Below are 15,671 nucleotides of genomic sequence, written 5' to 3' on the forward strand. Positions count from 1 at the left end.
TGCTGCATCGGCATGCGTAGGCGCTTGCCGATGGCCGTGTTCCCCATCCCATGCGCGCCAACACCCCGTTCCACCGGTCCGCTGTCACCGGTGCCGGGCAGCGGCTACCATCGCCTGTCCCCACGTCTTGCAGACCTCCATGTCCGCTCCCTCTTCGTGTCCTGCGGCCTCGCCGCGCTGGTTCGTCGCCGGCGACCTCAACGGTTTCTTCGGCCTGGTCGTCGACAACCTCTCCATTCTTGGCTTCATCTCTGCGGCGCTGATCGGGATATTTCAGTTCCCGGCCGAGGTGGTGTTCGGGCGCATGTTTCCCGGCACTGCATTCGGCGTGTTGGTGGGCAACCTGCTCTACACCTTGATGGCACGGCGGCTGGCCGCACGCACCGGGCGCGACGACGTCACCGCGATGCCGCTGGGCCTGGATGCGCCCACCAGCATCGGCATGGCGTTGCTGGTGCTGGGCCCGGCGTTTGCCGGCTTCAAGGCGCAAGGGCTGGATCCGCAGGCGGCGGCAATCGCCACCTGGAAACTGGGCATGGCCGCACTGGTGGTGATGGGCCTGCTCAAACTGGTGCTGTCGTTCGTTGGCGAGGCGGTGACGCGTGCGCTGCCGCGCGCAGCCTTGCTCGGGTCGATCGCCGGCATCGCGCTGGTGCTGATGGGCCTGTTGCCGTTGCTGGAGACGTTGCGTTCGCCGGTGGCCGGCTTCGTCACCCTGGGACTGCTGCTGTACGTGCTGTTGGCCAAGGGCCGCCTGCCGACCAGACTGCCGGGCGTGCTGGTGGCTTTCGTGATCGGCACGGCGCTGTATTACGGGCTGGGACTGGCGGGCCTGGGTGCGCCGGGCTTTGCAGTGCCTGCGTGGACCGCGCCGCAGATCGTGCTGCCGCTACCGAATCTGGGCTTTATCGAAGGACTGCCGGCGACGGTGACCTACCTGCCATTGCTGCTGCCGTTCGGCCTGTTGATGGTGGTGGGCGGCATCAATGTGAGCGAAAGCGCGCGCGCGGCCGGCGATGACTACCGCACCCGCGACATCCTGCTGGTGGAGGCGCTGGCCACATTGGTGGCCGGCGTGTGCGGCGGCGTGGCACAGACCACGCCGTACATCGGCCAGCCTGCGTATAAAAACATGGGCGCACGCAGCGGCTATACCTTGCTCACCGGCCTGTTTGTCGGCATCGGCGGCATGCTCGGGGTGATCAGCGGGCTGGTGCAATGGCTGCCGCTGGCGGTATTGGCACCGATCATCGTGTACGTGTCCATCGACATCACCACACAGGCGTTTCAGGCCACGCCCAGGCACCACGCCGGCGCGATGGTGCTGGGGTTTCTGCCGTCGGTGGCGTACCTGCTGACCATCAAGGCACCGGGCTGGATCGCACCGGAGCAACTGGTAGCATTGACCACGAAGGTGGATGGCCACGGCCTGCCGGAGCTGGCAGTGATCTTCGCGCTGGGCAACGGGTTCATCATCACTGCGATGCTGTGGATCGCTACGGTGGCGGCGATGATCGATGGCCGGCTGCGCCGCGCTGCGGTGTTTCTGCTGGTCGCTGCGGGCTTGACGCTGTTCGGACTGATCCATTCGGTGGACCCACGTGGCGGCATCTATCTGCCCTGGTCGCTGCAGGGCCTGGCCCGGGCGATCAGCTGGCAATTTGTCGGCGCCTACGTCGCGTTGTCTTTGACGTTGCTGTTGCTGTCGCTGCTGCCGGCACGCAAGGAGGCAGTGCAATGAAATATCAGGCGCGTGTCGGTCGACTGCTGCTTGGCGGCGCGCTGGTGCTGAGCGCCGGCACTGCATGGGCGGCCTCGTTCGACTGCAAACAGGCCAGTACGCCGGTAGAAAAACGCATCTGCGCGGTGCCCGCACTCAGTCTGCTCGACGATCAACTGGACGAAAGCTACCAGGCGCTGATGCAAACCACGCCGCGCGCTGCGGTGGCCGGTGTGCGCGAGCAACAGCGCGCCTGGCTGCGGCAGCGCAACGCCTGCGCGCAGGACGCCAAGCCGGACGGCTGCCTGCAGCGCAGCCTCAGCGCCAGGGCCGATGTGCTGGCCAAGGCGCTCACCGCGCAGCAACAGGCGCTGGACCGCATCATCGCCAGCATCCCCGGCAAGCCTGCCGAGGCTGCGCGGCAGTTGCAGGCCTACGACGCGCCATTGGCTTCGGCATGGCTGGCGTATCTGCATCAGTTCGTGCCCGCCGCCGGTGTGGGCGCCGCGTTGGCGAACGCGCGCTTTGAAAGTGCGCGCAAGGCCCTGCGCAAGATCGATGATTTTGCGGCGTCGTTGCTGGATGACGCTGCCGGTACGCCGGCAACGCCACAGCCCGAACGCGTGCTCATGCTGCTGCGCATGTGGATCGAGCAAGACGGCAGCGGAAATCGGCCCTATGTGCATTGCTTCATTTTTGCAGCGGTGGGTGAGCCTGCGTACGAGGCATTCGGGCCGCTGTATGGCTCCACGCGCGACTCGTTTGCCCCGGTGTGCGAGCCGCCGGGTGGGTTGTTTGCGCTGGCCAGCTGGAAGCAGCTGGACGACGGGTTTGATTCCTTGATCGAAGCCTTGAGCAAGGACGCCGGCACCATCCGCTATGCCAGCTACGCCGAGTGGGGCGTGATTGCGCTGCGCGCCTCGGTATCGCCGCTGTTGTACCTGCAACCGTCTTTGCGCAAGCGCTATGGCGATGATCCGGACCAGGCCATCGCCGCCTGGGACGGCGATGACAGCGAGTGGCCGGCAGCAGACCGCAAGGCGGTGCGCGCGTTGTTGCCGAAGGTGCGCGCGGACACCGCGGCGTGGCTGGTGCGCGAAAAACAGCTGCCCGCAAAACAGGCCGATCAGGCTGCCGCTGCAATCGTGGCGGCCTGGGTGAATGCGCGCTTGGACTTCGCCAATTGAGCGCGGTTTGGCGTACGTGGCGCTTCGTTTTTTGCGTCAGTGTTGCGTCGTGTTTCGTTTGAGCCGGATCGGCTGCGGGCGCGTGGCTGCCTGATGCCCGCGCGCCGATCAGGCGCTTGCTGCCTCGCGTGCGTGACGCTGCCTCGCCTCGGCATGCGCCCGCACGGTCGATGAATGCGCTGCGGCCCCACATTGATGGAACCACCGCACCATCTCATGGTCACACCCTGATGTTGTCGATGTCAGGAGTCCCATGATGCAAACCAAGTCCTCGCGCTGGCCCTGGCTGTTGGCGGTGCCGCTCATTGCCGGCGCCGCCTGGTGGCTGTTCCGCGGGCCGTCCGATCCATCTGGTGCGATGCCCGCGCCGATCAGCCAGACCGCCAGCGCGGTGGCCGCGGCCGTCGCACCGTCGCCGCCTGCACCCGCCGCGCCGCGCCACCCGGTGCAGACGCCATCGCCCGATGCCGCAGATGCGGCGATTCCGGCATTGGCGCAGAGCGACGCCGCCGCATGGCAAGCGCTGTTGGACCTGGTGCAGCAGGACGACGCGCTGTCGATCGTGTTGCGCGGGCATCTGATCGAACGCGTGGTGGTGATGGTCGACAACCTCACCCAGCCCAGTATCAGCCGTCGCGCCTCGGTGCTGCAGCCGGTGGCGGGCGAACTGCAGGTCGCCAGCGCAGCCGATCGCAGTGTGATCGACCAGACCAACGCAGCACGCTATGCGCCCTATGTCGCCGCGTTTACCAGCGTGGATGCGCAGGCGCTGGTGCGGAGTTATGTGCGCTTCTATCCATTGTTTCAGCAGGCCTATGCCAACCTCGGCGCGCCGGACCGTTACTTCAACGACCGCGTGATCGATGTGATCGATCATCTGCTGCGCACGCCGGAGCCGCGCCAGCCAATTGCGGTGGTGCGCGATGCGCGTGGCCGCTATCTCTTTGCGGATCCCGCGCTGGAATCTGCGTCGGTCGGGCAGAAGGCACTGCTGCGGCTGGGGCCAACCCAGGCTGCCGCAGTGAAGGTGCAGTTGCAGGCCATTCGCACAGCGTTGTTGCAGGGACGTTGAGGTTGGCGGTTCGGCTGCGTCGAAATCAAAAGCCGCATCTGTGCGGCCTTGCATCGGCGATATCTGGGGCGCGTGCCGGTGCCCAATGACGCGGGCAAGTCGCGGTAGCACCTAACGCGCAGCAGAAGCGACTTGCGCGCGTCAGCCATGCATTGACCGAAATTGAAGCTGACCGGCACACGCGCGCTGTGTGATGCCGGGGGCATCGCCTATGCCGCGTCCAGTTCCGGATAGTGGCGGAAGATGCCGTTGGTGTTGAACGCCACGCGGCGCTCGGATGCGAGATACGCGGCAATGCGCGGGCGCTCGGCCACGCACTGCTGCAGGGCCTTCAGCCCCGGCAACGTCTTCGACAACGTCGCCATGCGCTTGGGGAACATGTACTCCAGGCCGCTGACCAGCTGAAACAGCGATAGATCCACGTACGAATGGGTGCCAAGCACATGCGTGCCGCCTGCCTGTTGCAGCACTTGCTCGAAGTAGCCGAGGAACTTGGGTAGCCGGTTGTCGCGTAGATCCTTGGCGCGTTTTTCCGCTTCGGCTTGTTGATCTTCGTAGTACAGCCCGACGCCGATGGGATGATGGGTGTCGTGCACCTCGGCAACCAGGTCGGTGATCGTCATCTGTAACTGCAATGCCTGCAGGCGCTGCGCCTCTGACTCTGGGACCAGCTGCAATTGCGGGCCAATGGCATGCAGGATGGCTGCCACCTGCGAAACCACTACCTCGCCTGCACTCAGAAAAGGCGGTGCGAACGGTTGTGCACCAGTGTGCTTGCCGTCCAGGAAGTCGGTCATGACCTCGTCGCCGTCGATGCGCGCTACGTCGGTGTAGTTGGCGCCGGCATCTTCCAGTGCCAGGCGGACGAACTCGCCGCGGCCTTGCAGGCCGGTCCAGTAATAGAGCTGATAGTGCATGCGCTGCTCCGGTATCGGATTGGCGCTGCAGCGTAGGGAGCGGGCGGCTAGGCGAGTGTGATCGGGGTGTCAGCGGGATGTGACTCAGCGTTGCATGGCGGCTGCGCCAGCAGCCAGGCCAGCTTGCGCGCACGCGGTTGCCGCTTGATTGCGCACTCCGCACGCGAGGCGCTGGCGCGGTCGGGGTAGGGGTGGCTCGCGAGGATGTGCAGCGGTGGATTGGCCCGCGTGTAGCGCGCCCCGGTGCCACGCACATGCGCCTGGAAGCGCCGCTCCAGATCGTTGGTGATCCCGGCGTAATAGCTGCCGTTGCGACACTGCAGCAAGTAGAGATACCAGGGCTTGGGCGCATCCATCTGCGCATTATCGCCGTGGATGCCGCGCTTGTGCAGCGCGCTGTCGCAAGGTCGCATCTCCGGCCAGTGCACGCGAGACCGCGCATGAGTGAATAACCACCTAAACATTGGTTATTTGACGCTCATGGCGCTGGCAAACAGCATGCCGTATCGCCATTGGCGGTCGAGGCGGCTTCGTGGCCAACGCGCGGTTGCACAGCGTGCAACCCACCAGAATCGCCGCGTCACCACCTTTCACATTGATCGCTCCAGTCCACACGAAGGACCTCCATGCCTGTGCAACACCGGATCCCTGTGGGGATCGCTCCTGCTTCGAGGTTGTTGGGAACACCGCAGTTGCTGGCGTGGAGTCTTGCGGTGGCATGCGCACCGACGCTGGCCAACGCGTCGAGCGAAGCAGCAGCACCGGAGAGCGCGGCACAGACGTTGGGCGCGGTGACGGTGACCGCCACCCGCCGCGAAACGACCTTGCAGCAGGTGCCGGTGGCGGTGTCGGTGGTACAGGGCCAGACCCTGGAGCGCGAGAACCGCAACAGCGTGGCCGACCTGCCGGCGCTGGTGCCTAGCCTGACCTTCCGCAGCGGCGCATCCAACAAGGACACCTCGTTGTTCCTGCGTGGCGTGGGCACCATTTCCACCTCGCCGGGCGTGGAGCCCAGCGTGGCTACGGTAATCGATGGCGTGGTGCTGGGCCGCCCGGGACAGGCCACGTTGGACCTGCTCGATGTCGAACGCATCGAAGTGCTGCGTGGGCCGCAGGGCACCTTGTTCGGCAAGAACGCCTCGGCCGGCGTGCTCAATATCGTCAGCAAGCCGGCGCCGGAGGTGTTTGGCGGCTATGTGGATTATTCCCACTTCGGCGGCGGCGACGAAGACCGCGTGCGTGCCAGCATCGGCGGTGCGCTGGTGCCTGAGGTGCTCAAGGCCAGCGTGTCGGCGCTGTGGGCCGAGTACGGCGGCAACGTGCGCAATGTGGCCGACGGGCAGACCGTCAATGGCTACCGGCGCGCCGGCGCACGCGTGCGGCTGGACCTCACGCCAAGCCCGGACTTCAGCGCGACCTTGCTTGCCGATTACCTGAAATCGCATAGCGATGCGCCCAGCGGCGTCGTCGTTGCCAGCACACGCGCCGACTTTGCCGCTGCGCTTGCGCCGGTGCGTGGCAGTGCCGACAACCGCCAGATCAACAGCGATTACCCGACCTTTCTGGACGACATCAACAAGGGCGCGTCGCTGCAACTGGACCGGCATATCGGCGAGGTGGTGCTGACCTCGATCAGCGCATGGCGGCAATGGGATAACACGCAGTTCCAGGACGGCGACCGCACTGCCCAGCGCAGTGCGTCATTTCCGGCATCGCACGATCGTGGCGAGCTGGGCTACACGCAGTATTCGCAGGAGTTGCGCGTGCAGACGCCGCGCGACCGTGCAGTGGAAGCGGTGGCCGGTCTGTACTACCTGCACGCCCGTAGCGACGAAACCTACCGCCGCAGCGTGACCACGCCCACCGCCAGCAATGTGGGTGTGGCCGATTACGACACCCGCGCGCAGACCTATGCGCTGTTCGGCGAGGCCACCTGGCATTGGCGCCCGGACCTGCGCGCCTTGTTGGGCGCGCGCGTCACCCGCGACACGCTCGAGTATCAGCATCAGCGCGTGTCCAGCGCGGCAACAGCGGTCAGCGGGATTCAGCCCTCCACGGCCAGCAGCGGCAGCACCTCCGAAAATGGCGTGTCCGGGCGCGCCGGCCTGCAGTACGACATTAACGAGCAGACCACCGGTTACCTCACCTATTCGCGTGGCTACAAGGGCCCGGCCTACAACGTGTTCTTCAACATGCAGCCGCGCGACACGCCGGCGCTGAAGCCGGAGACGTCAAACGCCTGGGAGTTGGGGTTGAAGACGCGCGCGCTGGACGACCGGCTCAGTGCGAATGTGGCGCTGTTCCACACCGACTATGCCGATTATCAGGCCAACTTCTTCGACACCGTGGCCGGGCAGGTGGTCACGCGGTTGATCAATGCCGGGCAGGTGCGCACGCAAGGCCTGGAGCTGGATCTGGACTACCGGCCTACCGAGCGGCTCAGCCTGGCCGCATCGCTGGCGTACACGCAGGCGCGTATCCAACGCTTTGCGTGCCCGGCGGCAGCGGCGGCCAACTGCAATGTCGACGGCAAACCGCTGCCGTTTTCGCCGGACTGGAAGGGCAATCTGCGTGCCGGCTACCGCGTGCCGCTGCGTGGCAGCCTGGCCGTGGAGTTCAACGGTGATGTGAGCTGGCAGGACAGCGTGCAGTACGACCTCAGCCAGACCGCGCAAACCCTGCAGGGCCCGTATGCGATCTGGAACGCCAGCATTGCGCTGGCCGACGACGCGCATGGCTGGCGGGTGGCGGTGCTGGGCCGCAACCTGGGCGATCGCACGTATGCGCCGCTGTTGGCCAATGCCACCGGCAATGTCTACCGCCTGGTCCCGCGCGACGACCGGCGCTACGTCGGCGTGCAAGTGCACAAGGATTTTTGAGGATGCAATCGATGGGTTTACACAGTGAGATCAAGCACGCACAGCGCATGCTGCTGGGTGGTCGGCGATGAGCGCGCCACGGCAACTGTCGCTGGGTGCCTTCCTGATGGCGACCGGGCACCACGTCGCGGCCTGGCGGCACCCGCAGGCGAGCGCAGACACGCTGGATTTTGCGCAGTACCGCGAGATGGTGCGCATCGCCGAGGCCGCCAAGTTCGACGCGGTGTTCGTGGCCGACAGCCTGGCCGCAGCCGGCGGGCCGATCGCACCGCGGATGGCGCGTTCCAGCCTGTTCGAGCCGCTCACGCTGCTCAGCGCACTGGCCGCGGTGAGCGAGCGCATCGGCTTGATCGCCACCATGACCACCAGCTACAACGAGCCGTATCACGTGGCGCGCAAGTTCGCCTCGCTGGACCATCTGTCCGGCGGACGGGCCGGGTGGAATCTGGTCACCTCCGACGCCGCCGATGAGGCGCTCAACTTCAATCGCGATGCGCATTACGTGCATGCGGAGCGCTATGCGCGGGCGCGCGAATTTCAGCAGGTGGTCGCCGGCCTGTGGGACAGCTGGGACGATGACGCGTTCTTTGCCGACAAGGCGGCCGGCCTGCATCACGACCCGACGCGTGCGCATGTGCTCGATCATCGCGGCACGCACTTTCAGGTGCGCGGGCCGCTCAATATCGCGCGCGCGCCGCAAGGGCATCCGGTGCTGGTGCAGGCCGGTTCGTCCGAGCCCGGGCGCGCGCTGGCGGCAGAAACCGCCGAGGTGGTGTTCACCGCGCAATCGTCGCTGGCCAAGGCACAGGCGTTCTATGCGGATATCAAAGGGCGGCTGGAACATGTTGGCCGCACGCGCGATGCATTGAAGGTGCTGCCGGGCGTGTTCATCGTGGTGGGGCAAAGCCAGGCCGAAGCGCAGGAAAAATTCGAGCAATTCCAGGAGCTGGTGGAGCCTGAGGTCGGCATCGCGCTGCTGTCGCGCATGCTGGGCAACTTCGATCTGTCCGGCTATCCGCCGGACGGCCCGTTGCCGGAATTGCCGCTCACCGAAACCGGCCAGCGCAGCCGCCAGCAGTTGTTCACCGAACTGGCCGGGCAGGAGCAGTTGAGCATTGCACAGCTCGGTCGGCGTATCGCCGGTGGGCGCGGGCATTACAGCCTGATCGGTACGCCAACGCAGATTGCCGACGAGTTGCAGGCATGGTTCGAGCAAGGCGCAGCCGATGGCTTCAACGTGTTGGTGCCGCACCTGCCCGGTGGCCTGGCCGATGTGGCCACGCACGTGGTACCGGAGCTGCAACGACGTGGACTGTTCCGGCGTGAATATGCAGGGCGCACCTTGCGCGATCATCTGGGGCTGATACGCCCCGTCAATCGCTTCAGCGCCCGCTGATCTACCGGACACACCCATGACCTATCTCGCACATCCCGATCGTTACGACCGCATCGCCTACCGCCGTGTCGGCCGCAGCGGCCTTGTCTTGCCCGCATTGTCGCTGGGGCTGTGGCACAACTTCGGCGACAGCACGCCGATCGACACCCAGCGGCAGCTACTGCGCACCGCCTTCGATCTGGGCATCACCCATTTCGATCTGGCCAACAATTATGGCCCGCCGTATGGCAGCGCGGAGCGCAACTTCGGCCGCTTGCTGCGCGAAGACTTCAAGCCGTACCGCGATGAATTGATCCTCTCCACCAAGGCCGGCTGGGACATGTGGCCCGGCCCCTACGGGCAGGGCGGCAGTTCGCGCAAGTATCTGCTGTCCAGCCTGGATCAGAGCCTGCAACGGCTGGGCGTGGACTATGTGGACATCTTCTATTCGCACCGTTTCGATGCGGACACGCCGTTGGAAGAAACCGCCGGCGCACTGGCCAGCGCCGTGCAACAAGGCAAGGCGCTGTACGTGGGCGTGTCGTCGTATTCGGCGGCGCGCACGCGCGAGATTGCGGCATTGCTGCGCGAGTGGAAGGTGCCGTTGCTGATCCATCAACCGGCCTACAACCTGTTCAACCGGTGGCTTGAGCACGAGCTGCTGGATGCCACCGCAGACATCGGTGCCGGGGTGATTGCATTCACGCCGCTGGCGCAAGGTCTGCTCACCGGCAAGTATCTCGATGGCGTGCCGGCCGATGCGCGCGTCAATCGCCCTGGTGGGCAATCGCTGCGGCCGGAGCATCTGTCCGACGACAACCTGCAACGCGCACGTGGATTGAATGCGATTGCGCAAAAGCGCGGACAAAGCCTTGCGCAGCTGGCACTGGCCTGGGTGCTGCGCGATGCGCGCGTGAGTTCGGCGTTGTTGGGTGCCAGCCGGCCGGAACAGTTGATCGAAAACGTTGCGGCATTGCAGAACCTGAACTTCAGCGCGGAAGAGTTGGCCGAGATCGATCGCTTTGCGGTCGAGGGCGGCATCAACCTGTGGGAAAAACCGTCAACCGATTGGCAATGAGGAGATCGTCGATGCGCATGCGTGTGGCCTGGGTCGTGATGTTGTTGATAACTGCCGCGTGGTTGCCGTGCGCGTCTGCGGCCGACCCCGCACAGCTGCGTATCGGCTATCAAAAAGCGGTGTCGAGCTTGGTACTGGCCAAACAGCACCGTCTGCTGGAGCAGCGCTTCCCGCGCACCAACATTACCTGGGTGGAATTTCCAGCGGGGCCGCAATTGCTGGAAGCCTTGAACGTGGGCAGCGTCGATCTGGGCGGGGCCGGCGATATTCCGCCGTTGTTCGCGCAAGCAGCCGGTGCCGATCTGTTGTACGTGGGCTGGGTGCCGCCGACGCCGAAGGCCGAAACCATTCTGGTGCCGGCCAAGAGCACGCTGCGGCGCATGGCCGATCTCAAGGGCAAGCGGGTTGCGTTTCAAAAAGGATCCAGCGCGCATAACCTGCTGCTGCGTCTATTGGCCAAGTCCGGCTTGAGCCTGCGCGATATCACTCCGCTGTATCTGTCGCCGGCCAATGCGCGTGCTGCGTTTGCGGCCGGGCAGGTGGATGCCTGGGCGATCTGGGACCCGTGGTATTCGGCGTTGACGCTGGATGGCAGTGCGCGCCTGCTCGCCAACGGCGAAGGGTTGGGGTTGACCGGCGGGTTCTTTCTGTCGTCGCGCCGCTATGCCACGGCATGGGGCCCGTTCGTGCAGCAGGTGATGGGCACGCTCAATCAGGCCGACGGCCTGCTGGAACGCGACCGTGCCGGCAGTATCAAGGTGCTGGCGCAGGTGAGTGGGCTGTCGCCTGCGGTGGTGGAGCGCACCTTGGCGCACCGCCCGCCGGCCAGCGTGCAACCGCTCAGCGCCGAAGTCATCAAGGCGCAGCAGGCCACCGCCGACCTGTTCTATGCGCAGCGGCTATTGCCCAAGCGCGTGCTGGTGGCACCGGCAGTGTGGCGCGCGCCGGCCACGGTTGCCGCGCGAGCGGCAGGCAAGTGATGCGCACGGCTGCATCGCTGCACACCGGCAACGCGAAGGCGATGCAATGAGCGCCCGCGCATGGCGCTGGGGCAACCGGCTGCTGCCGTGGGTGTTGCCATTGACGGTGCTGGCGGCATGGCAGGGCGCTGCATTGGTTGGCTGGCTGCCGCAGCGCATCCTGCCGGCGCCGGACGCAGTGCTGCGTGCGGCGGCCACGCTCGTGCAAAGCGGTGAGCTGTGGCAGCACCTGGCGATCAGCAGTTGGCGCGCCGCCGTGGGCCTGGCCATCGGCGGCAGCCTTGGCCTGGCGCTGGGTCTGTTGACCGGTGTATCGCGCGTGGCCGAGCGCCTGCTCGACAGCAGCCTGCAGATGCTGCGCAACGTGCCGCATCTGGCGCTGATTCCGCTGGTGATCCTGTGGTTTGGCATCGATGAGGGCGCCAAGTTGTTTCTGGTGGCGCTGGGTACCTTCTTTCCGATCTATCTCAATACCTATCACGGCATCCGCAGCGTGGACCCGGCGTTGATCGAGATGGCACGCAACTACGGCTTGCGTGGGCCGCAATTGTTTATCGATGTACTGCTGCCCGGCGCGCTGCCGTCGATTCTGGTGGGGCTGCGCTTTGCATTGGGGCTGATGTGGCTGACCTTGATCGTGGCCGAAACCATCTCGGCCAGCTCCGGCATTGGCTACCTGGCAACCAATGCGCGCGAGTTCTTGCAGACCGATATCGTGGTGGTGGCGATCGTGCTGTATGCGGTGCTCGGCAAGCTGGCCGATCTGGCCGCACGCGGGCTCGAAGCCTGGTGGCTGGGCTGGCATCCGGCGCAACAACGGCGCGCGCAGGTGCCGCGATGACGGTGGCAGGCAATGGGTTGCCGCTGAGCCTGCGCGGTATCGGCAAGCGCTATGGCGGCAGCGATGTGTTGGGCGGCATCGATCTGGAGATTGCAGCCGGCAGTTGTGTGGCGGTGGTCGGCCGTAGTGGTTGCGGCAAGAGCACGCTGCTGCGCGTGATCGCCGGTCTGGAGCGCGCCGATGCCGGTCGCGTGGACAGTGGCGATGCACCGTTGGCGCGGCGGCGCGATGCGGTGCGGCTGATGTTTCAGGATGCGCGGCTGCTGCCCTGGAAGCGGGTGATCGACAACGTGGCGCTCGGCCTGGGTCGCGTGGGGCGCGCACAGGCACAGGCGGCACTGGACGCGGTGGGGCTGGGCACGCGCGGCGGCGACTGGCCGGCGGCGTTGTCCGGTGGGCAGCGGCAACGCGTTGCGCTGGCGCGCGCATTGGTGCATCGGCCGCGGTTGTTGCTGCTGGACGAGCCGCTGGGCGCGCTGGATGCGTTGACGCGGATCGAGATGCAGCAGCTGATTGTGCAGCTGTGGCGGCAGTACGGCTTCACCCTGGTGCTGGTGACCCATGATGTGGCCGAAGCCAGCGCGCTGGCCGACCGCATCGTGGTGATCGAGCAGGGCCAGGTCGGCCTGGATGTGGTCGTGCCGGTGGCGCATCCGCGCGCGCCTGGCTTGCCGGCGCTTGCCGCGATCCAGGCGCAGGTGCTGTCGCGTCTGCTGGGCGCTGGGCAGGCGGGTGCGGCCACAACTCCCGCGCAGGGTGATACGGGGCAGGGCATCGCTGGCGGTGGCAGCGCTTTGCATGCGGCAGTGCCGTTGCGACGGATTGTGTAGCAATCGTCCGTTGGTCGGCCCCGTGGCCGATGCCAGACCGCGCTGCCCGCAGCTTGCAACGACACTCTGGGGCCGGATAAGGCGGTCTCGGGGGCCTTGGTCTCGGTTCGTTCCGTGCCGATCAAACCTTGAAACCCCGCTCGGCAGCCGCATCTGCACGGTATCGCCGGCGTTGCCGGCCACCCGTTCAGAGGATTTCCCATGCGGATGGACAAGCTCACCTCGCGGTTCCAGCAGGCACTGGCCGACGCACAGTCGCTGGCCGTGGGCCGCGACCACAACATCATCGAGCCGGTGCACGTGCTGGCCGCGCTGCTCGACCAGAGCGGTGGCAGTACGCGCCCGCTGCTGTCGCAGGCCGGGGTCAACGTGCCGTCGCTGCGCGAGCGTCTCGGCGAGGCGCTGGATACCTTGCCCAAGGTCTCCGGGCAGGAAGGCAACCTGTCGATCGGTAACGATCTCAATCGCCTGCTCAACCAGACCGACAAGCTCGCTCAGCAACATGCCGATGCCTTCATCGCCAGCGAGTGGTTTGTGCTGGCCGCCGCCGACGATGCCAGCCCGCTGGGCGTGGCACTGCGCGCGGCCGGCGGCGACAAGAAAAAGATCGAAGCGGCCATCGACAAACTGCGCGGCGGCGAAACCGTGCAATCGGAAAATGCCGAAGAGCAGCGCCAGGCGCTGGAGAAATACACCATCGATCTCACCGCGCGTGCGGAGAGCGGCAAGCTGGATCCGGTCATCGGCCGCGACGAAGAAATCCGCCGCACCATCCAGGTGTTGCAGCGCCGGACCAAGAACAACCCGGTACTGATCGGCGAACCCGGCGTCGGCAAGACTGCGATTGTCGAAGGCCTGGCCCAGCGCATCATCAATGGCGAAGTGCCCGAAGGCCTGCGCGGTAAGCGGGTGCTGTCGCTGGACATGGGCGCGCTGATTGCCGGTGCCAAGTTCCGTGGCGAGTTCGAAGAGCGCTTGAAGGCGGTGCTCAGCGACCTGTCGAAGAACGAAGGCCAGATCATCCTGTTTATCGATGAGTTGCACACCATGGTGGGCGCGGGCAAGGCCGATGGCGCGATGGACGCCGGCAACATGCTCAAGCCGGCGCTGGCGCGCGGCGAGCTGCATTGCATCGGCGCCACCACGCTGGACGAATACCGCAAGTACATCGAAAAAGATGCGGCATTGGAGCGTCGCTTCCAGAAAGTGTTTGTGGGCGAGCCGACGGTGGAAGACACCATCGCCATCCTGCGTGGCTTGAAGGAACGCTACGCCGTGCACCACGGTGTAGAGATCACCGACCCGGCCATCGTGGCGGCGGCCACCTTGTCCAACCGCTACATCACCGACCGCCAGTTGCCGGATAAAGCCATCGACCTGATGGACGAGGCCGCATCGCGCATCCGCATGGAGATCGACTCCAAGCCGGAAGAACTCGACCGCCTGGAGCGCCGGCTGATCCAGCTCAAGATCCAGCGTGAGATGTTGAAGAAGGAAAAAGACGACGCTTCACGTCAGCGCCTGGCCGATCTGGAAACCGATATCGACAAGCTCGAACGCGAGTTCTACGACCTCAACGAGCTGTGGAAGTCGGAAAAAGCCGCGCTGCAGGGCACCACCAAGGTCAAGGAGCAGATCGAGCACGCCAAGCTGGAACTGGAAGCGGCGCAGCGTCGCCAGGACTACGCCAAGATGAGCGAGATCCAGTACGGCGTGTTGCCGCAGCTGGAAAAGCAGATGCTGCTGGCCAACGAAGTGGAGCATCACGACTTCAAGCTGGTGCAGGACCGCGTGACCGCCGAAGAAATTGCCGAAGTGGTGTCGCGTTGGACCGGCATTCCGGTCAACAAGATGCTCGAAGGCGAGCGAGACAAATTGCTGCGCATGGAAGACGAGTTGCATCACCGCGTGGTCGGCCAGAACGAGGCGATCAAGGTGGTGTCCGATGCGGTGCGTCGCTCGCGTGCCGGCCTGTCCGACCCCAATCGTCCGAGTGGCTCGTTCCTGTTCCTGGGCCCGACCGGCGTGGGCAAGACCGAGCTGTGCAAGGCGTTGGCGGATTTTCTGTTCGACAGCACCGAAGCGATGATCCGCATCGACATGAGCGAGTTCATGGAGAAACATTCGGTGTCGCGCCTGATCGGTGCGCCTCCGGGCTACGTGGGCTATGAAGAAGGCGGCTATCTCACCGAAGCGGTGCGTCGCCGCCCGTATTCGCTGATCCTGCTCGACGAGGTCGAAAAAGCGCATGCCGATGTCTTCAATATCCTGTTGCAGGTGCTCGACGATGGCCGTCTGACCGATGGTCAGGGCCGCACCGTGGACTTCCGTAACACCGTGATCGTGATGACCTCCAACCTGGGTTCGCATCAGATCCAGGAGCTCTCCGGCGACGACAGTGCCGAGGCCTATACGCAGATGAAGGCCGCGGTGATGGGCGTGGTGCAGGCGCATTTCCGCCCGGAGTTCATCAACCGGCTGGACGACATCGTGGTGTTCCATCCGCTGGACAAGGCGCAGATCAAATCGATCGCGCGCATCCAGCTGCAGGGCCTGGAAAAACGCCTGGCCGAACGCGGACTCAAGCTGGATCTGGACGATGCCGCGCTGGATTTGCTCGGCAACGTCGGCTTCGACCCGGTGTATGGCGCGCGACCGCTCAAGCGCGCGATCCAGTCGCAGGTGGAAAACCCGCTGGCCCAGCAGATCCTGTCCGGGCATTACATCAGCGGCGACACGGTGCGCGTGCGTGTCGAGGGCGGGCGTCTGGCGTTTGGAAAGGCTTGATTGAA

General features: G+C 65.5%; 12 protein-coding genes. 10 read left to right on the top strand and 2 right to left on the bottom strand.

Translation table 11 applies throughout. The features are described from left to right. Positions 1-139 precede the first annotated feature (139 nt). From ASF90_RS09560 to ASF90_RS09570, 3 genes are all read left to right on the top strand, one after another. The gene (locus ASF90_RS09560; RefSeq protein ID WP_055848937.1) at positions 140-1,741 is read left to right on the top strand and encodes a hypothetical protein; all 1,602 of its coding nucleotides are present in this window, start codon (positions 140-142) and stop codon (positions 1,739-1,741) included. Continuing rightward, positions 1,738-2,907: a lysozyme inhibitor LprI family protein gene (locus tag ASF90_RS09565; protein ID WP_055848939.1), complete on the top strand. Its 1,170-nt coding sequence runs from the start codon at positions 1,738-1,740 to the stop codon at positions 2,905-2,907. The genes ASF90_RS09560 and ASF90_RS09565 overlap by 4 nt, the downstream gene beginning before the upstream one ends. Before the next feature lie 256 nt (positions 2,908-3,163). Next, entirely contained in the window at positions 3,164-3,979 is an 816-nt protein-coding gene (locus tag ASF90_RS09570) for a DUF3014 domain-containing protein (protein ID WP_055850328.1), read from the top strand. A 209-nt stretch (positions 3,980-4,188) separates the two neighbouring features. Here the strand turns inward: ASF90_RS09570 and ASF90_RS09575 are convergent, their stop codons facing one another. Next, positions 4,189-4,896, bottom strand: a complete 708-nt coding sequence (locus ASF90_RS09575) for a glutathione S-transferase (RefSeq protein WP_055848942.1) — start codon at positions 4,894-4,896, stop codon at positions 4,189-4,191. Positions 4,897-4,943: 47 nt separating this feature from the next. Then, on the bottom strand, positions 4,944-5,252 hold the full coding sequence (locus ASF90_RS09580) for a GIY-YIG nuclease family protein (protein WP_055850330.1): 309 nt from the start codon (positions 5,250-5,252) through the stop codon (positions 4,944-4,946). A 270-nt stretch (positions 5,253-5,522) separates the two neighbouring features. On the opposite strand from ASF90_RS09580, the gene ASF90_RS09585 reads away from it, so the two are divergent. The 7 genes from ASF90_RS09585 (at position 5,523) to clpB (ending at position 15,666) form a co-directional block, all read left to right on the top strand. Beyond that, positions 5,523-7,775 (top strand): TonB-dependent receptor, encoded by a 2,253-nt coding sequence (locus ASF90_RS09585; RefSeq protein WP_236699235.1) that lies wholly within the window; start codon positions 5,523-5,525, stop codon positions 7,773-7,775. Positions 7,776-7,842: 67 nt separating this feature from the next. Beyond that, on the top strand, positions 7,843-9,171 hold the full coding sequence (locus ASF90_RS09590) for an LLM class flavin-dependent oxidoreductase (RefSeq protein WP_055848945.1): 1,329 nt from the start codon (positions 7,843-7,845) through the stop codon (positions 9,169-9,171). 16 nt (positions 9,172-9,187) lie between these two features. Then, on the top strand, positions 9,188-10,228 hold the full coding sequence (gene mgrA / locus ASF90_RS09595; RefSeq protein ID WP_055848948.1) for an L-glyceraldehyde 3-phosphate reductase: 1,041 nt from the start codon (positions 9,188-9,190) through the stop codon (positions 10,226-10,228). Positions 10,229-10,245: 17 nt separating this feature from the next. Then, the gene (locus ASF90_RS09600; protein WP_162847473.1) at positions 10,246-11,208 is read left to right on the top strand and encodes an aliphatic sulfonate ABC transporter substrate-binding protein; all 963 of its coding nucleotides are present in this window, start codon (positions 10,246-10,248) and stop codon (positions 11,206-11,208) included. 46 nt (positions 11,209-11,254) lie between these two features. Continuing rightward, complete coding sequence (ssuC, locus tag ASF90_RS09605; protein ID WP_055850334.1) at positions 11,255-12,049, top strand: aliphatic sulfonate ABC transporter permease SsuC; 795 nt, start codon at positions 11,255-11,257, stop codon at positions 12,047-12,049. Further along, positions 12,046-12,879 (top strand): ATP-binding cassette domain-containing protein, encoded by an 834-nt coding sequence (locus tag ASF90_RS09610; protein ID WP_055848953.1) that lies wholly within the window; start codon positions 12,046-12,048, stop codon positions 12,877-12,879. The genes ssuC and ASF90_RS09610 overlap by 4 nt, the downstream gene beginning before the upstream one ends. Positions 12,880-13,080: 201 nt before the next feature. Beyond that, complete coding sequence (gene clpB / locus ASF90_RS09615) at positions 13,081-15,666, top strand: ATP-dependent chaperone ClpB (protein WP_055848955.1); 2,586 nt, start codon at positions 13,081-13,083, stop codon at positions 15,664-15,666. The last annotated feature ends 5 nt before the right edge of the window (positions 15,667-15,671 follow it).

Source organism: Xanthomonas sp. Leaf148 (assembly GCF_001423585.1).
Classification (GTDB): domain Bacteria; phylum Pseudomonadota; class Gammaproteobacteria; order Xanthomonadales; family Xanthomonadaceae; genus Xanthomonas.